This is a genomic window from Azospirillum sp. TSO35-2, from assembly GCF_003116095.1.
Taxonomy (GTDB): domain Bacteria; phylum Pseudomonadota; class Alphaproteobacteria; order Azospirillales; family Azospirillaceae; genus Azospirillum.
This window is the reverse complement of sequence record NZ_LGRA01000008.1, coordinates 71,835-92,982: the sequence shown is the minus strand read 5'-3', so window position 1 is coordinate 92,982 and position 21,148 is coordinate 71,835. Positions and strand designations below refer to the sequence as shown.

The window sequence follows — 21,148 nt, the reverse complement described above, 5'->3', positions numbered from 1 at the left end:
ACTCGGAATAGGGCCGGCGGCACCCCCGCTGAACCAGACGGACATCGCGGCGAGATGGCGGGAGCAGAGTAGCAGACGCATCGCGCCGGCGGCTCTTGGGACCAGCCCTAGACGCTCCTCCATCACGCCCCATTCCATCCGGGGGGAACACGGGCGGCGAAGACCGGCCGGAGTCAGTGCGCCGTGGCGTCCAGCCCCTGGGACAGCAGGCCGGCGGTCTGGGCACGCCGGACGGCGTCGGTGCGGTTGCGGGCGCCCAGCTTGCGCAGGATGCGGCGGGTGTGCAGTTTCACCGTCACCTCCTGCAGGCTGAGATGCCGCCCGATCTCCTTGTTGGTGGCGCCGGTGGCGAGCATCGTCAGCACCTGCTGCTCGCGTTCGGTCAGGGGGGAGGACAAGGTGCCGTCGGCATCCAGGGCCGGCGCCTCCCCCTCCTCCGCGTCCTCGATGTCGAGCGTCAGGTCGGCCATCTGCAGGAGGTCGAGCGCCACGCATTTCGGCACGAAGCTGCCGCCCTCCGCCACGAGGCGCAACGCCTGCGCCAGGATCCGGCGCGGCGTGGTCTTCGGCAGGAAGGCCTCGGCGCCGCAGCGCAGCACCTCCAGCGCGGTGACCGGATCCTCGGCCCCGGTGACCACCGCCACCGGCCCTTCGATTCCGGCACGGCGCAGCACGCTCACCGGGTTGGCGTCCTCGGCCCCCGGCATGCGCCAGTCCAGCACGATCAGGTCGTACCGCAAGACCGCGGCAGCCGACGAAGCGCCCGGCAGGGCACCCGGCGGATCGGCCGGCAGATCCAGCAACGAGCCGATGCACACGACCTCGGCATCCGGCCATGCCTGGCGGACCGACAGCTCCAGCGCATCCCGAAACAGGGGATGGTCGTCCGCCACCAAAATTCTCATCAAGCGCCTCCGCCGCCTCCGGCTACCGACCATCCTATCATATTCAACCAACCAATATATGCCTGCCAAAATCTTAAGTTTTCGTGGCTGCGCATATTTCACGCCGTTCATTTTCCGCCGGATCGCTCCCGTGGGCGGGATAGTATCCCCACTATCCCGTTTCCCGAACCGGCTATCCCACGCGCGCGGGGCGCGTCCGGCGGCCTTCCGCTATCGTGCGCATCCACACGCCGACACCCACGAGACGGCGGCGGCGAGGCGGAACGAACGAAGGCTGCGACGATGGACATGACACTTTACGAGTTGCGCGCCCCCCGCGTGCCCTCGGCATCGTCGCCGGCACCCTCTCCGGCTCCCTCGTCGGCCGGTACGGTCCTGGTGGTCGACGACGATCCCGATTTTCGCGGCGTGGTGGGCGTCGCCTTCACCCGCGCCGGCTACACGGTGCATGAGGCGGACAACGGCAACGCGGCGCTTGCGGTCCTGCGCGACCACAGGGTCGATCTGGTGGTGACCGACATCATCATGCCGGAGGCCGACGGTTACGAAGTGATCCTGCGGCTGAAGCAGCAGCCCTCGCGCCCGCCGCTGATCGCGGTGTCCGGCGGCAGCCTGCGCCTGCGCATGGAACTGCCGGGCATGGCCCGCCTGCTGGGCGCCGAGGCGGCCTTCGAGAAGCCGGTCGACCTGGGCGCGCTGCTGACGGAAGCCGGGCGGCTGATCGACGCCCGCCGGACCGGGGGGGCGGAATGAAGATCCTGATCGTCGACGACGACCGCACCAACCTGCTCATCATGGCCGCCGTGGTCCGTCGCCTGGACGATGCCGACCCGGTCACGATGGACAACCCGCTGGACGCCGTGGCCTGGCTGCGCGACCACGAGCCCGATCTGGTCCTGCTGGACCAGATGATGCCGGACATGGACGGCATCGACCTGTTGCGCCACATCCGCGGCGACAGCCGGCTGGACACCGTGCCGGTGGTGATGATCACCGCCAACACCGCGGTGGACATCCGCGTGCTGGCGCTCGACGAGGGTTGCAACGATTTCCTGACCAAGCCGATCATCCTGCCGGAGGTGCAGGCCCGGCTGCGCAACCTGCTGGCCCTGCGCCACAGCCGCGCCCTGCTGCGCGACCGCGCCGCCCTGCTCGCCGAGGAGGTTGAGCGGGTGACCGCCGCGCTTCAGCGCCAGGGCGAGGAGCTGGTCCACCGCCTGTCGAACGCCGCCGAATACCGCGACCCGGAAACCGGCGCCCACATCAAGCGCATGGCCCTCTACTCGCGCATCATCGCCGAGGCGGCCGGCTATGGCACCGCCTTCGGCCTGGAGCTGGAGAAGGCGGCCCCGATGCACGACATCGGCAAGATCGGCATCCCCGACATGATCCTGCTGAAGGCGGGGCGGCTGACCGCGCAGGAACTGACGGTGATGCGCCAGCATGCGGCGATCGGCCACGGCATCCTGGCCGACAGCGCCATCCCGCTGCTGCGGCTGGCGGCGGAAATCGCGCTGAACCACCACGAGAAGTTCGACGGCACCGGTTATCCCAACGCTCTGGCCGGGACGGCCATCCCGGTGTCCGGCCGCATCGTCGCCATCGCCGACGTGTTCGACGCGCTGACCTCCGCCCGCCCCTACAAACGATCCTGGTCGCTGGACGAGGCGCGGGCCTTCATGGTGCAGAACCGCGGCCGCCACTTCGACCCGGCCCTGCTCGACGCCTTCCTGTCGCGCTGGGACGAGGTCTGCGAGATCCACCGCACCTACGCCGACGAACTGCCGGACCTCCACCCCGTCGACGCGTGAGGCGCGGCGCCGCACCGGTGCATCAGTTGACGATGCGCCAGGTCCCGTCGGGCTGCAGGCAGGCGGTGCCGTAAACCGACTGCATCCGTCCGCCGACCGTCGCCCGGCTCTGGTACTCGCGGCACTGCTGGCCGCTGCGCGACAGATAGACCGGACCGGCCGGGTCGGCGGCCATCGGCGGCGGGGCATAGACCACCTCGGGTGGCGGCGCGTACACGACCGGCGGCGGCGGGGCGTACATCACCACCGGCGGCGGCGCGTAGTAGCGGTAGGGATGGTAATAGCCGAAGGCCGGGAACACCGGTCCGATTCCGACGCCGATCGACACCGATGCGCCGCGCGCCTGCGCCGGCAGCGCGGACACCCCGGCGGCCGCCACGGTCGCCAGCATCACAGCACCCAGGGCGATCGCCCTCCGCACCGTCTTCATCGTCCATCTCCCGATCGCGCGTGCGACGGCACCCCTTCGGGAGGCCCGCCCGGCACGCGCAAGGCCACTATTGTACACCGCTTCCCCGACGCATCACAGTGCGATCGGGGCACGGGGGCAGCGCCGGTTCGGGGCCGGCTCAGATATCCAGCGGCAGGTTGTCGGGATCGAAGCCCAGCTGCTCGACGATGGCGCGGGCGAGCGGGATGCTGGTTTCGAACCGCCATTCGGCGTTGCCGGGCCGGTATTCCGACACGTTGGGCCGACCGTTGGCGAAGCGGCGCGGGTGCAGCTCGTACCAATAGATGTCGCCGAGCGTGACGCCCTGCTCCTTCGCGTAGGCTTCGGCGATGCCCGGCCACTCGTTCACGGCTGGCTGGGGCGTCCCCGCCGCTTTGGCGATGTCCGTCTGCTCCAGGAAGGCGACGATGCGTTTTCCCTCGCGTTCGAAATCGGCGACCCGGATGCTGACGGGCGGCCTTCCTTCACGCTGAAAGGTCCATTCGCGGTTCTTTTCGACCAAGGCCTTATCCACGGCAAATGCTCCGGTTCACTCCTGCAAAGGCTAACCGACCGGCCCGCCTTAAGCCAACTGTTCCGTTGCCGCGCCCATCGGGCACGGCGGATCACCGGGTACCAAAGCACGCCGTTTTTTCTTTGTATACGGGAATTGTAACGGCGGACCGGCACCCGCAGCGGTCGCGGGCGCCGGTCCGGCCATCCGGTCAGTACCCGAGGGTCATGCCGTCGGGGTTGCGCGGGTCGGAATAGCCGTACAGCCCGTCGTCGCGCCGCTGGATGGTCTGGGTGCGGCCCATCGTCGGCTTCACCACCACCTTGTGGCCCATCTGCTGCAACAGCCGGACGGTGTCGGGGCTCAGGCCCTTCTCCACCCGCAGCTCGTCGGGGGTCCATTGGTGATGGACGCGCGGCAGGGCGGCGGCTTCCGCCGGGTTCAAGCCGAAATCGATGTGGTCGATCACGGTTTCCATGGTCGTGGTGATGATGCGGCTGCCGCCCGGGCTGCCGGTGACCAGCCAGGGCTTGCCGTCCTTCAGCACGATGGTCGGCGACATCGAGCTGAGCGGCCGCTTGTAGGGCTGGATCGCGTTGGCGTCGCCGCCGATCAGCCCGAAGGCGTTGGGCACGCCCGGCTTGGCCGAGAAGTCGTCCATCTCGTTGTTCAGCAGGATGCCGGTGCCGGCGGCGACGATGCCGCTGCCGAAGTTGAGGTTGAGGGTGTAGGTGGTGCTGACCACGTCGCCCTGGGCGTCGGCGACCGAGAAATGGGTGGTCTGGTCGCTTTCATAGGGGGCCGGCTTGCCGGGCTTGATGCTGCCGGCCGGGGTGGCCTTCTCCGGGTCGATCTTCGCCGCCAGCTCGTCGGCGTAGGCGCGCGAGGTCAGCCCCTTCACCGGCACCTTGATGAAGTCGGGATCGCCCAGATACTCGGAGCGGTCGGCGTAGGCCAGCTTCATCGCCTCCGCCATCAGGTGGATCGTCCTGGCGCTGTCGGGGCCGTAATCCTTCAGCGGCCAGCGTTCCAGGATGTTCAGCATCTGGATGATGTGCGTCCCGCCGGAGCTGGGCGGCGGCATCGACTTGACCGTGTAGCCGCGGTAGGTGCCCGACACCGGCTCGCGCTCCACCACCTTGTAGGCCTTCAGGTCGTCCTTGGTGATGCCGCCGCCGTGCGCCGCCATCTCCGCGGCGATCCTGTCGGCGATCGGCCCCTCGTAGAAGGCCTTCGCCCCCTGCCGGGCGATCATCTCCAGCGAGTCGGCGAGGTCGGTGTTGACCAGCGTCTCGCCCGCGGTCAGCGGGCGGTCGCCCTTGAAGAAGATGGCGCGGGTGGCGTCCCACTTGGCCAGATGGTCACGCTCGACCTCCAGCAGGCCGGCGAGCTGCGGGGTGACGGTGTAGCCCTCGCGCGCCAGCTTGATCGCCGGCGCCATAACCTCGGCCAGCGGCAGCGTGCCGTATTTTTCCTGGGCGTGGGTCAGCCCGGCGACGGTGCCGGGGATGCCGACCGCCAGATGGGTGTAGAGCGAGCGGTCGGCCGCCACCTTGCCCTGGTCGTCCAGGTACATGTCGCGGAAGGCCTTGGCCGGGGCCATCTCGCGGAAGTCGATGGCGACGTCCTTCCCGGTCTTGGCATCATGGACGATCATGAAGCCGCCGCCGCCGACGTTGCCGGCGTTCGGCAGCACCACCGCCAGCGCGAAGCCGACGGCGACCGCCGCGTCGACGGCGTTGCCGCCGCGCTTGAGGATGTCGACACCGATCTCGGTCGCCAGCCGGTGCTCCGACGCGACCATCCCGTTCGCCGCGCGGGCGGGATGGAAGATGTCGTCGTCGACGTCGTAGCGGACCGGCGGCAGCGCCGCGGCCGGCGCCGCGGCGGTGGGGGCCGTCTGCGCGAAGGCCGGCACCGGCAGCGCCGTCGGCAACCCGACGCACAGCGCCACCACGGCCGCAACGGCGGATCGGGACCGGAAAGCGGGGAACCGCATGGGGGTGAATCTCCTGAACGGGACGACAGGTGCGGGGCGCCGGCACGGGTGGGCAGGATGACACACCCGCGGGGCCCCGCCATCAGCCTGTCGCTGGTCTGCCCAACAATTCACCATAAGGGTCAATGGCGTGGCTCATCCCGGTGAATGGGGTGCGACCATTGGTGAACGGCTGTGGCCCCACGCCGCCGGTCAGTGCTGATCCGCCATCACGGAACGCCCGACGCCTGGCGAGGCGCCATAGGACCCGTCGTCGTGACCGATATGGTCCTGATGGTCGCCGGACAGCCGTTCCTTGATCGGGCAATGACCGCTCATGCCACGGGCGACCAGGGCGGCGCCGACCAGCCCCATGATGGCGCCGGGGACGCTCGCCCCCTTGCGCAGGCCGCCGGCGGCGACGGCGAGGCCGAGGCCGGTGGAGACGATGCGCTCGCCCATGCTGAGGTTGGTGCTGCCTTCGGTCATGCTGTCGTAGGCATGGCGGATCGTCGATTGGGCGCTCATGGCGGCTCCGATTCCAGGTTGGGGGAAGGTCGCCCCTTCCAACGCCGGATGGCGCCCGTCTGTTCCCGCCGGCCCCTTGTTTCAGCCGGCCGCCTGCACCCGGTCGCGGATGGAGCGCGCCAGCCGGGACGGCTCGATCGGCTTGGACAGCACGGTCATCCCGACCTCCCTCCCGGCGGCCGAGAAGGTCAGGTCCTCGGCATAGCCGGTGACCATCAGGATCGGCGTCGCGTCGCCGCGGGTGCGCAGCGCCCGGGCCATGTCCAGCCCGGTCATGCCCGGCATCATGTGGTCGGTGACGATCACGTCCGGCTGGAAGCCGCCGTCGAGCAGCGTCAGCGCTCCGTGCGCGTCGGCCGCCTCGCGCACCGAGAAGCCGGCCTGAACCAGATAGTCGGCGGTCGCGGTGCGCACCAGCTCCTCGTCCTCCACCAGCAGGATGACGCAGCCGCCTCCGGTCACCGGATCGGTGGACAACGCGGCGTTCGGCTCGCCGTCCCCGGCTTGGGCCGCGGCCTGGGCGGCGCCGTCCTCCGCGCCGCTGCCGCGGTGGGCGCGCGGCAGGTAGAGCGTCACCGTCGTCCCCTTGCCCGGCCGGCTGTCCAGCGTGACGCCGCCACCGGACTGGGTGGCCAGCCCATGCACCATGCTGAGGCCGAGTCCGGTGCCGCGCCCGACCTCCTTGGTGGTGAAGAAGGGCTCGAAGGCGCGGGCCGCGACCTCCGGCGGCATGCCGGTGCCGGTGTCGCGCACCCGCACCGCGACATAGTCGCCCGGCGCCAAGCCGGTGGCGGCGAGGCCGGTGGCCGGATCGGTGCCGCCGCTCGTCCGGTTTTCCGCCAGGATCCACAGCGTGCCGCCGCCGGGCATGGCGTCGCGGGCGTTCAGCGCCAGGTTCAGCAGCGCCATCTCCAACTGGGTCGGGTCGATCATCGCCGGCCACAGGGCGGGATCGACATGCACCTCCAGCCGCACCGACGAGCCCAGCGTGCGGTCGAGCAGCCGGCACAGCCGGCCGACCAGTTCGTCGACGTCGACCATCGCCGGCCGCAACTGCTGCCGGCGCGAGAAGGCGAGCAGATGCTGGGTCAGGGTGGCGCCGCGTTCCACCGCCTGCAAGGCCAGCCGGGCCGGACCGACGACACGCTCGTCGTCGCTGCGGCTCTCGATGACGTGGAGGTTGATGCCGATGGCCTGCAGCAGGTTGTTGAAGTCGTGGGCGACGCCGCCGGTCAACTGGCCGATCGCCTCCATCTTCTGGCTCTGGCGCAGGGCGTGCTCGGCCTGCTCGCGACCCTCCACCGCCCGGCGGGCGGCGTCCATCGCCTGGGTCGCCGCCTCGTAGGCGCGGAACTGGCGGGCCAGCGCCCACAGCGCCAGCAGCAGCGCCGCGATCCCGACCAGCCCCGCGGCGGCGAACGACCACGCCTGCAACCGCCAGCCGGCCAGCACCCCGTCCAGCGTCCGCGTCACGTTGACGACCAGCGGATAGTCGGGCAGCGCCCGCGTCGCCACCAACCGGGCGACGCCGTCGTCCAGCCCGCCGGGAGCAAGGAACACCCCGTTGTTCCGTTGCGACAGCACTTCCAGAAAGTGGCGTCGCCCCAGCGGCTCGCCGACGCCGGGCAGCGTCGGGTAGCGGGACAGCAGGATGCCGTCGCGCCGCCACAGGCTGATGCTGCCGTCCGCCTCGGGTTGCAGCGCCTTGTACAGCGCCTCGAAATAGCTCAGTTCGATGGCGCCGAGCACCAGGCCGGCGAAGGCGCCGTCCGGCCCGCTGACCCGGCGGGCCAGATAGATCGTCCAACTGCCGTTGCCGCGGTTGCGCACCGGCTCGCTGATGAAGGGCTGGTCGGTGTCGTGGTCGCGCAGATAGGCGAAATAGTCGCGGTCGGACACGTCGACCGTCGGGATCGGGAAATAGCGCGAGAAATTGACGAGGCGGCCGTCGACGTCGATCATCGTCACCGCGTCGAGCTGCGGCACCCCGGTGATCCGCGCCTTCAGCATCAGATGGGTGTCGGAGCCGGCCAGCCGGCGGCGGAAATCCTCCGCGCTGGTGATCCGGTCGGCCTTCAACTGGTCGATGATGTTGGTCAGCACCAGATCGACGCTCTGCATCGCGCGCGCCGTCTGCTCCGCCAGCGACAGGTTCAGGGTCGACAGCTCGCGCTCGGCCCCCGCCAGTTCGCGGGCGCGCATGCTGCCGATGTAGTGGACGGTCGCCGCCAGCACGACGGCGACCGACACCATGCCGATGAACAGCAGGATGCGCAGCGGCCGGCTGGCGCGCAGATCGGCCATCCAGCGCGTCGGCGGGGTGCCCGGTTGCGCGTCCGGCGGCGCGGCGGGCCGCGCGTCTGGGGGAGGTGCGGAGCTGTCGCTTGGTCTCACGGTGTGCCGGCGATCTGAAGGGCCTGCTCGGCCGCGATGATCTGGAGGCCACAACGCCCCGTCAAGAGCGTCAAGGTTAATAGGACCTTTACCGGACGACGGCTCAGGCCCGCACCCGCGCCGGGGCCGGCAGTTTCAGCACCGACAGGGCAAGGCCGGCGAAGACCAGCACGCCGCCGGCCAGCTTGGCGGTGGTGAAGGTCTCGCCCAGGAACAGCGCGCTGGAACTCATGCCGAAGATCGGCACCAGCAGCGAGAAGGGCGCCACCAGGCTGGCCGGGTAGTGCCGCATCAGGAAACCCCAGGCGGCGAAGCCGAACAGGGTCGCCGCCGCCGCGATGTAGAGCAGCGAGCCGACCCCGACGAGCGTCAGGGTGGTGAAGGCATGGACGATGCGGTCCGGCCCCTCCAGCGCCGCCGACAGGATCAGCAGCGGCAGCGGCGGGATCAGGCTGACCCAGACCATCAGGCGGAACAGGTCGGGGGCCTTGGCCTGCTTCATCAGGATGTTGGACACCCCCCAGGCCGCCGCCGCCGCCAGCGTCAGGCCAAGGCCGAGCAACGATTCGCCGGCCGGCAGCTCGGTCGCGATCAGGCCGACGCCGGCGAACGCCACCAGCATGCCCAGGATCTGGCGCGGTCCCGGCCGGTCACCCAGCGCGAAGGCCGCGAAGATGGCGGTGAAGAAGGCCTGCGCCTGCAGCACCAGCGAGGCGAGCCCCGCCGGCATGCCGACATCGATGCCCAGGAACAGCAGCGGGAACTTCACCACCCCCAGCATCACGCCGATGCCGATCACCAGGCGCCAGGGCACCGGCGGCCCCTGCCGCCAGCCCAGCACCAGCAGCGGCAGCGCCGCCAGCGCGAAGCGCAGGCACGAGAACAGCAGCGGCGGGAAATCGCGCAATCCGACCTTGATCGCGACGAAGTTGAAGCCCCAGACGGCGGCGACCGCCACGGCGAGCAGGATGTGGGAAGCGCGCATGGTGGAGAGGCTAAACGGGCATCCCCGAAATGGTCAATGCGTCACCACCTCGCGTCCATCGCGTGGCTGGCCTGCGCGCCGGGGTTGCCGCCCACGGGCGGGGGCGGCGACGGGGTGGTCACGAATCGGCGTGCAGGATCCGGCATTCGTCGGACGCGTTGATCGCCCAGGAAGTGCCGGACAGCAGCGCCGTGCCCAGTTCGCCCAGCCCGGTGCTGCGGAAGCCGACGCGGCGGCCGCGGGCCAGCGCCTCGAACTCGTCCAGGTAGCTCTTGGTCGGCACCGCGACGTACAGGCTGCCGTCCGGCAGGCCGCGGGCGCTCAGCGTCAGGCGGGCCCCCTGGTCGAGGCTGGCGACCAGGTCGTAGCGTTCGCCCGGCTTGACGGTCGCGCCGCTGTCGGACGGCGTGAAGCCGGACAGGATGAAGCCCGACTCCGCCGCCCCGGCGCGGAAGGCCAGACGCGGCGTGCCCGGCGGCGTGCCGGCGGGCGCACCATCGGGCGCCTCCCCCGGCCGGCCGCGTTCCGCCACGCAAAAGGGCTTGCCGCCGGGCGGCGTGTGGACGGTGACGGTCCAGCCCTTGCCGGTGCCGAACGGCTTGGCCGGGCCGTCCGCCAGCCCGGCGGCGGCGGGCGGGGCGGCGGGCGGCGGCGGCACCGTCTCGCAGGCGGCAAGCGCCAGCGCGAGGCCGGTCAGCAGGGTCAAAGGCGTCGCCGCCCGGACGGTCCGGCGGCCCCGGAGGGCCAACCGCGGTCGGGCGACGGGTGCAAGGTGCGGCCGATCCATCGCGGCGTCCTCCCCATCCCTGGTTTCGTTACGGCGTCTGTTACGGCGTCCCGTTGCGGCGTCCTGCATACCACGTTCGCATCCGTCGGGCGACGGTCGCTGGCGGCGGCGACCTCACGGTCGCGGGCGGCGGCGACCTCACGGTCGCGGGCAGTGGCGACCTCACGGTCGCGGGAACCGCCCGGGCTGTGCTAGAACCGGGGGCCCCGTCACGATGCCCCACGGTCGTCATGCCCCACGCCGACTTCATCCACCTGCGCGTCCACTCCGCCTATTCGCTGTCGGAAGGCGCCATCAAGGTGAAGGAGCTGGTCAAGCTCTGCCACAAGCAGCAGATGCCGGCCGTCGCGGTCACCGACACCGGCAACCTGTTCGGCGCGCTGGAGTTCGCCCTGGCCGCCGCCGACACCGGAATCCAGCCGATCATCGGCACCGTGCTGGGCATCACCCGCGTCGGCCCGGCCCAGACCCGGCCCGGCCTGCCCGGCAAGGCGGCGTCCACCCCCGACCAGATCGTCCTGCTCTGCCAGAACGACGAGGGCTACCGCAACCTGATGAAGCTGGTGTCCAAGGCCTTCCTGGAATCCGACCCGCTGGCCGGCCCCCAGGTGCCGCTGGAGGCGCTGGAGGGTCATTCCGGCGGGCTGATCGCGCTGACCGGCGGCCCCGGCGGATCGGTCGGCCGGCTGCTGGGCGAGGGGCAGGCGGATCTGGCGCTGGAGGTTCTGGAACGGCTGAAGGCGCTGTTCCCCGGCCGGCTCTATGTCGAGCTGCAGCGGCACGAGGGCGGGCGCGGCCATTTCGCCACGCTGGAAAACGCCATCGAGCCGGCGCTGATCGACCTCGCCTACGCCCACGACCTGCCGCTGGTCGCCACCAACGACTGCTATTTCGCCACCGAGGACATGTACGAGGCGCACGACGCGCTGCTCTGCATCGCCGAGGGCGCCTATCTCAGCCAGGAGGACCGCCGCCGCCTGACCCCCGACCACCGCTTCAAGTCGGCGGAGGAGATGCGGCTGCTGTTCGCCGACCTGCCGGAGGCGGTGGACAACACGGTGGCCATCGCCCGGCGCTGCTCCTTCCTGCTGAAGCCGATCAAGCCGATCCTGCCGCCGTTCGCCTGCGAAGGCGGCCGGACCGAGGATGACGAGCTGCGCGCCCAGTCGCGCGCCGGGCTGGAGATGCGGCTGGAAAAGGTCGTCTACACGCCCGAGATGACGCCGGAACAGCGGGATGAGACCCGCAAGACCTACTTCGACCGGCTGGAGTTCGAGCTGGACGTCATCGTCTCGATGAAGTTCCCCGGCTACTTCCTGATCGTGTCGGACTTCATCAAATGGGCGAAGAACCAGGACATCCCGGTCGGGCCGGGCCGCGGTTCGGGCGCCGGCTCCGTCGTCGCCTGGGCGCTGACCATCACCGACCTCGACCCGCTGCGCTTCGGCCTGCTGTTCGAACGCTTCCTGAACCCGGAACGCGTGTCGATGCCCGACTTCGACATCGACTTCTGCCAGGACCGCCGCGAAGAGGTCATCCGCTACGTCCAGAACAAGTACGGCTACGACCGCGTCGCCCAGATCATCACCTTCGGCAAGCTGCAGGCGCGCGCCGTGCTGCGCGACGTCGGCCGCGTGCTGCAGATGCCCTACGGGCAGGTCGACAAGATCTGCAAGATGGTGCCGAACAACCCGGCCAACCCGGTCACGCTGCAGCAGGCGCTGGACAGCGAGGAGATGCTGCGGCAGGCGCGCGACAGCGACGACACCGTCCGCCACCTGATCGGCATCGCGCTGCGGCTGGAAGGGCTGTACCGCCACGCCTCGACCCACGCGGCGGGCGTGGTGATCTCCGACCGGCCGCTGCACGACCTGGTGCCGCTGTACCGCGACCCGCGGTCGGACATGCCGGTCACCCAGTTCAACATGAAGTATGTCGAGCAGGCCGGACTGGTGAAGTTCGACTTCCTCGGCCTGAAGACGCTGACCGTGCTGAAGACCGCGGTCGACCTGATCGCCGAGAAGCCCGACCTGACCACCGTCCCGCTGGACGACGAGAAGAGCTACCAGCTTCTCAGCCGCGCCGAGGCGACCGGCGTGTTCCAGCTGGAAAGCTCCGGCATGCGCGACGTGCTGCGCCGGATGAAGCCGAACCGGCTGGAGGACATCATCGCGCTGGTGTCGCTGTACCGCCCCGGCCCGATGGACAACATCCCGAAATACATCCGGGTCAAGAACGGGGAGGAAAAGCCCGACTACATGCATGACAGCCTGGAAGGCATCCTGAAGGAAACCTTCGGGATCATGATCTACCAGGAACAGGTCATGCAGATCGCCCAGGTGCTGTCCGGCTATTCGCTGGGCGGCGCCGATCTTCTGCGCCGCGCCATGGGCAAGAAGATCAAGGAGGAGATGGACAAGGAGCGCGGCAAGTTCATCGAGGGCGCCGCCGGGCGCGGCGTCGACCCCGACCGCGCCAGCATGATCTTCGATCAGGTCAACAAGTTCGCCGGCTACGGCTTCAACAAGTCCCACGCCGCCGCCTACGCGCTGGTCGCCTACCACACCGCCTACCTGAAGGCGAACCACCCGGTGGAGTTCATGGCGGCGTCGATGACGCTCGACCTCGGCAACACCGACAAGCTGAACGTCTTCCGGCAGGAGCTGGCGCGGCTGCGCGTCCGGCTGCTGACGCCGGACATCAACCGGTCCGACGCGATCTTCGGGGTGGAGCTGCTGCCCGACGGCAGCAAGGCGGTGCGCTACGCGCTCGCCGCGGTCAAGGGCGTCGGCCAGCCGGCCATGCGCGCGGTGGTGGAGGAGCGGCGGAAGAACGGCCCCTACAAGAGCCTGTTCGACTTCGCCCGCCGGCTCGACCTCAAGACCATCAACAAGCGCCAGTTGGAAAACCTGGCCTGCGCCGGCGCCTTCGACGGGCTGAACCCCAACCGCGCCCAGGTCCACGCCGCGCTGGAGACCATCATCCGCTACGCCCAGGCCGAGGCGGCGGAGCGCGACAGCGGCATCGGCAACCTGTTCGGCGGCGGTGGCGGCGGCCTGCCGGAACCCGACCTGCCCAAGGTCAAGGACTGGGAACCGCTGGAGAAGCTGAAGCACGAGTTCGGCTCCATCGGCTTCTACCTGTCGGCCCACCCGCTGGACGCCTATTCCGGGCCGCTCGGCCGGATGAAGGTGGTGCGCTCCGCCGAGCTGCAGACCGCCATCGCCCGGGGCGGCTCGACCCGCTACAAGATGGCCGGCATCGTCGTGTCGAAGAAGGAGAAGACCGCCAAGTCCGGCAACCGCTTCGCCTTCGTCGAGCTGTCGGACGCCACCGGCGGTTATGAGGTGACGCTGTTCTCCGAGGTGCTGGCCGCCAACCGCGACCTGCTGGAACCCGGCCGCCCGGTGCTGATGACCGTCGACGCCCAGTTGAACGGCGAAGAGGTCCGCCTGACCTGCCAGGAGATCAAGCCGCTGGAAGAGGCCGTCGCCTCGGTCAGCGCCGGCCTGCGCGTGGTGCTGCGCGACGAGGCCCCGATCGAGCCGCTGCGCGCCACGCTGGAACGGCTGTCGCGCGGCCGCAGCCGCATCAACCTGCTGGTCGAGATCGACCCGCTGAAGGAGGTCGAGATCGAGTTGCCCGGCAGCTACACCATCACCGCGCAAAGCCGCTCCGCCCTGAAGGCGGTGCCGGGCGTGGTGGAGGTGGCGGAGCTGTGAGGCATCCCCCGGCTGCGACACCGCGATGGAACCGCAAGCGGCACGCGTGCTAGCATGCACCGCCGCCCGCCGATGCGAGCGGTCCGGCACACCCGAAACCTCCGGCACCGCTCGCGCGGGCTCGGCCGTTGATTTCGCTGGGATCTTTGACATCGTTCAGAACGAAGCAGGATCGAAAAACCTGACCAACCCGCCAGAATCGGGAACCGCTCGAAAACACACCGATTCCCCGTTCCGGCACAGGGGATTGGAAAACGACCTGTCTTCCCGGGCAGTAATGCCTGGGCCTCATTGAAGCGCGCCCGCAATCCGCTACCGGCTGGAGAACGACGCCGTCTTCCCGGGCAGTAATGCCTGGGCCTCATTGAAGCATCGCGGCGGACAGGTCTTTGATCACGCCGGCGTGGCCGTCTTCCCGGGCAGTAATGCCTGGGCCTCATTGAAGCTCCGAGCAGGCATCGACCCCGAACCGCCCGACCAACTGGGTCTTCCCGGGCAGTAATGCCTGGGCCTCATTGAAGCGCCAGGTTGCCAGGATTTGTCGCGGGAGCCGAGCGCATGTCTTCCCGGGCAGTAATGCCTGGGCCTCATTGAAGCTCGATCGAGCAGCCGCCGGCCTGGGTGCAGGCGGCGGGGTCTTCCCGGGCAGTAATGCCTGGGCCTCATTGAAGCTTGGGGTGACCTGGGCCGCGCCAGATATCGGCGATGCTGGCGTCTTCCCGGGCAGTAATGCCTGGGCCTCATTGAAGCGCGGTCGTAGCCGTCGAGCAGATCCTGCTGCGCCAAGGTCTTCCCGGGCAGTAATGCCTGGGCCTCATTGAAGCTCACCCCCGGAGATGTGCCATGACGGCGGCGGCGAACACGTCTTCCCGGGCAGTAATGCCTGGGCCTCATTGAAGCCAGATTGTTGTTCAGCGTCCACGTATCGAGCAGCCGGGTCTTCCCGGGCAGTAATGCCTGGGCCTCATTGAAGCCGTCTTTGGCCGGCAGTGCCTTTCAGATGGGTTTGCTGGTCTTCCCGGGCAGTAATGCCTGGGCCTCATTGAAGCGCGTCCATTTGCGACCCGCTGTTCGATTGCCCGGACAGTCTTCCCGGGCAGTAATGCCTGGGCCTCATTGAAGCACGCCGCCCGGCAGTCGAGGAAGGCGCCAGGATCAGGCCGTCTTCCCGGGCAGTAATGCCTGGGCCTCATTGAAGCTCGGGGTCGGAAACGGTGCAATCCACTGCATCCTTTGCGTCTTCCCGGGCAGTAATGCCTGGGCCTCATTGAAGCTCGAAGCTGCCACCCCCTCCGCCTGAGGACACCGCCATGTCTTCCCGGGCAGTAATGCCTGGGCCTCATTGAAGCGAGAAATTCGCGGACAGCATGAAGGAAGACGTTCTCCGGGTCTTCCCGGGCAGTAAGAGTGTCTATCAAAACCCCGGTCCGATGCGCTGAAGCCATTGGTTTTCCTCAGCCCCACACCGGTTCTGATCCGCACTCTAATGCCTGGGCCTCATTGAAGCGGAACTCGAGCAGGATAGGATTGTGGACGACCTAGCCGTCTTCCCGGGCAGTAATGCCTGGGCCTCATTGAAGCGGAGGGCTGTGAGCCATGGGAGCCGTCGTCGACATCCCCGTCTTCCCGGGCAGTAATGCCTGGGCCTCATTGAAGCGGTGACACGACGACGGCCAACCCGTTTTCGATGACCGTCTTCCCGGGCACCAAACGCCCGGGCCTCATTGACGCTCCTTGATCATCGCTGCGACGTCGGCCTGCTTTCGTTCTGGCGGTTCCGCCGAGCGGCCCACATCCGGTCGGGGCTCGGTGGAATGGCGGTTGCCCGGGTGCCGGGTGCTCGGCTAATGGTGAGGGTGGCGCCATCGCCCATCCTCGTCCCCAGCCTCGGTCCCATGCCCGATCCCGCGCCCGGTTTCAGCCGTTTCATCGCCATCGACTGGTCGGGGGCACGCGGCAAACGCTACGCCGGCGTCGCCGTGGCGGCGTGCGGGCCGGGTGATGAGGCGCCAACGCTGGTCGAGGCGGCCGCCGGCTGGTGGTCGCGGACCGCCGTGTTCGACTGGCTGCGGGCGGAGCTGGCGCGCGGGCCGGCGCTGGTCGGCATCGACTGCGCCTTTTCCCTGCCCTTCGCGGTGGCCGGGCGCGGCTTTCCCGGCGGGGACGCCACCGCCTTCGAGCTGTGGGACGCGGTGGAGGCGGCCTGCGCGGACGAGCCGGACTTCGGCGGCGCCCCCTTCGTCGAACACGCCGTCCATGGCGCCGGATTCTGGCGCGGCGGGCCGCAGCCGGACTGGTACGACGACCCGCACCGCGCGACCGAATGGGCCTGCCGGGCCGACGGGCTGGGCCACCCGCAAAGCCCCTACAAGCTGATCGGCTCCAAACAGGTGGGCAAGGGGGCGCTCGCCGGGATGCGGGTGCTGCGCGCCTTGCGGGCGGCGCTGCCGGGGCGGCTGGCGGTCTGGCCCTTCGACGATCCGGCTCCGGGACGGAGCGTGATGGTCGAGATCTACCCCCGCCTGTTCCTGAAACACACCGGCTTCGGCCAGCGCAAGATCCGCGACGCCGCCGATCTGGACGGCGCGCTGGTGCCACTCGGCTCCCGGCCGCTGGAGCGGACCGGGGCGGTCAGCGACCATGACAGCGACGCGCTGGTGTCGGCGGCGGGCCTGCGCTGGCTGGCCGCCCGGCCGCAGGCGTGGAGCCCGCCCGGCCTCGACGACACGGCGCGCCGGCGCGAGGGCTGGATTTTCGGCGTGGGACTCGCCAGCGACGACACAAGAGGAACCTTCCGGGAATGAGCCTTTCGGTTTCCACGCGCCGGCCGGCGATCGACGTCGCCCGCGGGCTGGCGCTGGTCGCCATGGCGGCTTATCACGCCAGTTGGGACGCCAGCTTCTTCGGGCTGGCCCGGTTCGACCTGCTGGGCGACCCGCTGTGGCTCGCCGCCCGCACGGCGATCCTGTCGAGCTTCCTGCTGCTGGCGGGGCTCGGGCTGGTGCTCGCCACACAGGGCGGGTTGGACCGCGGGCGCTTCCTGCGCCGGCTCGGCCGGGTGGCGGCGGGGGCCGCGGCGGTGTCGGCGGCGTCCTACGCGCTGTTTCCCGACAGCCCGATCTTCTTCGGCGTGCTGCACCACATCGCGGTGGCGAGCGTGATCGGCCTCGCCTTTGTCCGCCTGCCGGCGTGGCTGACCCTGGTGCTGGCCGCCGCGGCGGTGCTGGCGGGGCAGATCCTGTCCTTCCCGGTCTTCGACAACCCGGCGCTGCGCTGGATCGGCCTGACGACGGTGGCGCCGGATTCCAACGACTTCGTGCCGCTGCTGCCCTGGATCGGCGGCGTGCTCGCCGGCATCGGCCTCGGGCGGCTGTGGCCGGGAATCGGGACGGGCGTGGCGGTGTCCGGCCGTGCCGGGCGCGGGCTGGCCTGGGCCGGGCGGCACAGCCTGGCGGTCTACCTGATCCACCAGCCGCTGCTGTTCGGCCTGATGTGGCTGCTGGCGCACGCCGCCCCGGCGGAACCGCCGGTGGTGCGGAACTTCCTGGCGTCCTGCGTGGCGAGCTGCGAAAGCGCCGGCGTGGCGCCCGCCACCTGCACGACGAATTGCCGCTGCGTGCAGTCGGAACTGATGCGGACGGGGATGTGGGACGGCTTCGTCGCCAACCGGCCGGCCGATCGCCCGGCCGGTCGTTTGGACCCGCGCGGACAGGCGGGGCTGGAGGCGGCGGTGGCGGCCTGCCGCAAGCCCTGACCACCCGCCCGCAGGTCCATCGCCTGAACGCGACGCGCGGGCCGCACGGACAGGGCTCGACACGGAGTGCACGAATCGAGATCGGATGTCACGGAACGGCTCGGTGCCGCGCGCTCCGTACCGATGGGCCTTGGCATCTCTGATCCGGCCTGATCCGTGCAATCCGCCTGCGTCATTCCTTCCGAGAAATCGCCGTCGCCTTCACGCGATTGCCCTACACCCACCTGGCCGGGACCGCGCAACAGAAAATTGCAATACACGCAAGTCCGCTCATTGAAAAGATGCGCCGATCTGCGCCTGGCGAAAGAGTGTTTCCGGGAAAACACAGCCACTCCCGTCAACTGCCCCAACCATCTATTTCATCAGTTGCATTTCTGCAAAGTTTACCGTCGCAAAAAGACTCAATTTGCGACTCACTCTCACTGCGGGAGACGCATATAGGTTTTTCACCTCCAAAACGGAGGGGCGAGACCTTGCATCTGAACCGGGAGGGTTCCATGCCCAGCTATGATCTGACCCAGACCAGCTTCCTGTTCTCTTGGGTGTCCAACGCGGCCAGCAACGTCACCGGCACGGCGCCGCAACTGGCGCAGTTCCTGTCCCTGGCCTTCGGCAAGGGCGGAAGCTGGACCTGGACCCTCGGCCCCGGTTCGCCGACCCTGACGGTCAACGGCCTGATCGACAGCATGGGCAGCCAGCTGATCGGCCAGGATTGGGAAATCACCTGGGGCCCCGCCGTCTACCAGAACAACGACGACAACGAAGCCGACAACGCGCTGGTCGTCGTCTACAGCCCGTCGCAGGACAGCTACGTCGTCGCGATGGCCGGCACCAACCCGGCGTCGGCCTTCGACTGGGTGCTGGAGGATGCGAAGGTCGGGCCGAAGGCGATGGTCGACTTCCCGCTGACCGACCTCAGCGCCCCTCCGGTCGGCGGCCTCACCAACCCGCTGGTCCAGCAGGTCACGCTGGGCACGGCGACCGGCATCTACAACCTGCTGACCCAGATGGTCGACCAGAACGGCGACACGCTCGACCTCGCCGGCTACCTGACCGCGCTGAAGCCGGCCAGCGGCCATTCCGGCAGCAAGATCATCTTCACCGGCCACAGCCTGGGCGGCGCCCTGTCGCCGACGCTGGCCTACCAGCTGCTGCCCAGCCTGACCAGCTGGACCACGAACGGCGGCAGCGTCTGCGCCATGCCGACCGCCGGCCCCACCCCGGGCAACGGCATGTTCGCGCTGAAATGGGGCCTGCATTTCGGGCCGACGCCGGTCACGAGCAACACCGGCAACCAGGTCACGACCCTGAACACGCCGATCTTCGACGTGCAGGACGTCGTCCCCTGCGCCTGGGCGCACGTCATCGACCTGATCGACAGCTACACGACCATCACCTACCCCAACCCGGCCTGCCAAGCCTATTTCTACGACTTCAACACCAAGAGCGTTCCGGTCACCCTGCAGACCCAGACGATGGAGCTGGCCAACGAGGAAAGCTCGTCGACCAACAAGATCGCGACCTATTTCGGCGGCATCGCCACCGCCGCCCAGGGGCTGGGCACCGCGGCGCTGGTGGCGCGGCTTCTGAACACCAAGGGGCTGACCGGCAGCTTCCCGCTGACCTATTGGAACAAGACGGGCGGCACCGGGGGCACCGGCGGCTGGAGCCAGTATTCGTTGCCGACCAGCACGGTCACCACGTCGGGGCCGTTCCTGGACGCCGTGGCGCTGATCCACGTCTGGCACTATTTCCAGTTCTTCGGCATCGATCCGACGCAGGTGACGCGGACCATCCAGCCGGCGAGCTGATCGGGGCCTTCAAGGGGCCAAGACCGTGGGGCCGGCACACGCTGCCGGCCCCACGGTCTTGGTATCAGAGCGCCACGCTCACTGCGCCGTCCAGCCGCCGTCCATGGTCAGCGACGCACCGCGCATGTTGCCGGCGGCGTCGGAGCACAGGAACACCGCCAGTTCGCCCAACTGCTCCGGGGTGACGAAGGACTTGGACGGCTGCTTCTCGCTCAGCAGCTCGCGGCCGGCCTCCTCCACCGAGACGCCGCGGGTCGCCGCCAGCGCGTCGATCTGCTTCTGCACCAGCGGGGTCAGCACCCAGCCCGGGCAGATGGCGTTGCAGGTGATGGCGGTCTCCGCCAGCTCCAGCGCCGTCACCTTGGTCAGGCCGATGACGCCGTGCTTGGCGGCGACGTAGGCCGACTTGTTGACCGAGGCCACCAGCCCGTGGACCGAGGCGATGTTGATGACGCGGCCCCAGCCGCGCGCCTTCATGCCCGGCAGCACGGCGCGGGTGCCGTGGAACACCGCCGACAGGTTGATGGCGATCACCGCGTCCCAGCGCTCCACCGGGAAGGCGTCGACCGGCGCCACATGCTGGATGCCGGCGTTGTTCACCAGCACGTCGACCCGGCCATAGGCCGCCTCGGCGGCGGCGACCATCGCCTCGATCTCCGCCGGCTTCGACATGTCGGCGCCGTTGTGGGCGACGCGCACGCCGAATTCGGTCGACAGCGACCGGCACAGCTCGGCGATGTGGGCGGCGTCGCCGAAGCCGTTCAGCATCAGGTCGGCGCCCTGCGCCGCCAGTTGCCGTGCGATTCCAAGGCCGATCCCGCTGGTGGACCCAGTGACGAGCGCGGCCTTCCCCTTCAGACTGGTCATTGTTCTTTATCCTTCGATCGGCATGGAACGGAGGTCCGGCGCGATGATCAGCTCGCAGCCGGTGTTGGCGAGGACCTGCTCCACCGTGACACCGGGGGCGGTTTCCTTCAAGACGAGCCCGGCGTCGGTCGGCTCGATCACCGCAAGGTCGGTTACCACCAGATCGACCCGGCGGACCGAGGTCAGCGGCAGGGCGCAGTGCTCGACGATCTTCGGTTCGCCCTTGGCGCTGTGCTGCATGGCGACGATCACCCGGCGGGCGCCGGTGACGAGGTCCATGGCGCCGCCCATGCCGGGCACCATCTTGCCGGGCACCATCCAGTTGGCCAGACGGCCGGCACGGTCGACCTGCAGGCCGCCCAGCACGGTGACGTCCAGGTGGCCGCCGCGGATCAGGCCGAAGGACAGCGCGCTGTCGAAGGACGCCGCCCCCGGCAGCGCCGAGATCGGCGAGCCGCCGGCGTCGGTCAGGTCGTGGTTCTCCGCCCCGGTGATCGGGCCGGACATGCCGACGATGCCGTTCTCCGACTGGAAGAACACATGGCGGCCGGCGGGGACGTAGCGGGCGACCAGCGTCGGCAGGCCGATGCCCAGGTTGACGAGGTCGCCGTCCATCAGCTCCAGCGCGACGCGCCTGGCGATCAGGGTCTTTTCATCCATGA

At 69.3% G+C, this 21,148-nt stretch carries 16 protein-coding genes and 1 CRISPR repeat array; of the genes, 6 read left to right on the top strand and 10 right to left on the bottom strand.

Features of this window, described 5'->3' with window-relative positions; all coding sequences use genetic code 11:
- Positions 1-173 precede the first annotated feature (173 nt).
- Positions 174-905: a response regulator transcription factor gene (locus TSO352_RS01890; RefSeq protein WP_109105699.1), complete on the bottom strand. Its 732-nt coding sequence runs from the start codon at positions 903-905 to the stop codon at positions 174-176.
- Positions 906-1,187: 282 nt separating this feature from the next.
- Between TSO352_RS01890 and TSO352_RS01885 the strand changes: the two genes are divergently transcribed.
- Together TSO352_RS01885 and TSO352_RS01880 are read left to right on the top strand one after the other, a co-directional pair.
- On the top strand, positions 1,188-1,658 hold the full coding sequence (locus TSO352_RS01885; RefSeq protein ID WP_109105698.1) for a response regulator: 471 nt from the start codon (positions 1,188-1,190) through the stop codon (positions 1,656-1,658).
- Positions 1,655-2,716, top strand: coding sequence for an HD domain-containing phosphohydrolase (locus TSO352_RS01880; RefSeq protein WP_109105697.1), 1,062 nt, complete (start codon positions 1,655-1,657; stop codon positions 2,714-2,716). The genes TSO352_RS01885 and TSO352_RS01880 overlap by 4 nt, the downstream gene beginning before the upstream one ends.
- 22 nt (positions 2,717-2,738) lie before the next feature.
- Here the strand turns inward: TSO352_RS01880 and TSO352_RS01875 are convergent, their stop codons facing one another.
- The 7 genes from TSO352_RS01875 to TSO352_RS01845 form a co-directional block, all read right to left on the bottom strand.
- Positions 2,739-3,146, bottom strand: a complete 408-nt coding sequence (locus TSO352_RS01875; protein ID WP_109105696.1) for a hypothetical protein — start codon at positions 3,144-3,146, stop codon at positions 2,739-2,741.
- 139 nt (positions 3,147-3,285) lie between these two features.
- Positions 3,286-3,681: a hypothetical protein gene (locus TSO352_RS01870; RefSeq protein ID WP_109105695.1), complete on the bottom strand. Its 396-nt coding sequence runs from the start codon at positions 3,679-3,681 to the stop codon at positions 3,286-3,288.
- Positions 3,682-3,871: 190 nt separating this feature from the next.
- A complete protein-coding gene (gene ggt / locus TSO352_RS01865) occupies positions 3,872-5,659 on the bottom strand; it encodes a gamma-glutamyltransferase (RefSeq protein ID WP_109105694.1) in 1,788 nt (595 codons plus the stop codon).
- A gap of 192 nt (positions 5,660-5,851) precedes the next feature.
- On the bottom strand, positions 5,852-6,166 hold the full coding sequence (locus TSO352_RS01860; RefSeq protein WP_109105693.1) for a DUF2892 domain-containing protein: 315 nt from the start codon (positions 6,164-6,166) through the stop codon (positions 5,852-5,854).
- 81 nt (positions 6,167-6,247) lie between these two features.
- Complete coding sequence (locus TSO352_RS01855) at positions 6,248-8,470, bottom strand: hybrid sensor histidine kinase/response regulator (protein ID WP_247871845.1); 2,223 nt, start codon at positions 8,468-8,470, stop codon at positions 6,248-6,250.
- Positions 8,471-8,663: 193 nt separating this feature from the next.
- Positions 8,664-9,545, bottom strand: a complete 882-nt coding sequence (locus TSO352_RS01850; RefSeq protein ID WP_109105692.1) for an EamA family transporter — start codon at positions 9,543-9,545, stop codon at positions 8,664-8,666.
- A 118-nt stretch (positions 9,546-9,663) separates the two neighbouring features.
- The gene (locus TSO352_RS01845) at positions 9,664-10,251 is read right to left on the bottom strand and encodes a hypothetical protein (RefSeq protein ID WP_247871844.1); all 588 of its coding nucleotides are present in this window, start codon (positions 10,249-10,251) and stop codon (positions 9,664-9,666) included.
- Positions 10,252-10,562: 311 nt separating this feature from the next.
- On the opposite strand from TSO352_RS01845, the gene dnaE reads away from it, so the two are divergent.
- The 4 genes from dnaE (at position 10,563) to TSO352_RS01825 (ending at position 19,619) form a co-directional block, all read left to right on the top strand.
- Positions 10,563-14,054, top strand: coding sequence for a DNA polymerase III subunit alpha (gene dnaE, locus TSO352_RS01840; protein ID WP_109105690.1), 3,492 nt, complete (start codon positions 10,563-10,565; stop codon positions 14,052-14,054).
- A 261-nt stretch (positions 14,055-14,315) separates the two neighbouring features.
- Positions 14,316-15,479: direct repeats of the CRISPR family, unit length 37 nt; unit sequence GTCTTCCCGGGCAGTAATGCCTGGGCCTCATTGAAGC.
- A gap of 470 nt (positions 15,480-15,949) precedes the next feature.
- A complete protein-coding gene (locus tag TSO352_RS01835; protein ID WP_109105689.1) occupies positions 15,950-16,858 on the top strand; it encodes a hypothetical protein in 909 nt (302 codons plus the stop codon).
- Complete coding sequence (locus tag TSO352_RS01830; protein WP_109105688.1) at positions 16,855-17,808, top strand: heparan-alpha-glucosaminide N-acetyltransferase; 954 nt, start codon at positions 16,855-16,857, stop codon at positions 17,806-17,808. Before TSO352_RS01835 ends, TSO352_RS01830 begins: the two co-directional genes overlap by 4 nt.
- Before the next feature lie 497 nt (positions 17,809-18,305).
- A complete protein-coding gene (locus TSO352_RS01825; RefSeq protein WP_109105687.1) occupies positions 18,306-19,619 on the top strand; it encodes a hypothetical protein in 1,314 nt (437 codons plus the stop codon).
- 78 nt (positions 19,620-19,697) lie between these two features.
- Here the strand turns inward: TSO352_RS01825 and TSO352_RS01820 are convergent, their stop codons facing one another.
- Together TSO352_RS01820 and TSO352_RS01815 are read right to left on the bottom strand one after the other, a co-directional pair.
- Positions 19,698-20,486 (bottom strand): 3-hydroxybutyrate dehydrogenase, encoded by a 789-nt coding sequence (locus tag TSO352_RS01820; RefSeq protein WP_109105686.1) that lies wholly within the window; start codon positions 20,484-20,486, stop codon positions 19,698-19,700.
- A gap of 6 nt (positions 20,487-20,492) precedes the next feature.
- Complete coding sequence (locus tag TSO352_RS01815; protein ID WP_109105685.1) at positions 20,493-21,146, bottom strand: 3-oxoacid CoA-transferase subunit B; 654 nt, start codon at positions 21,144-21,146, stop codon at positions 20,493-20,495.
- Positions 21,147-21,148 lie beyond the last annotated feature (2 nt).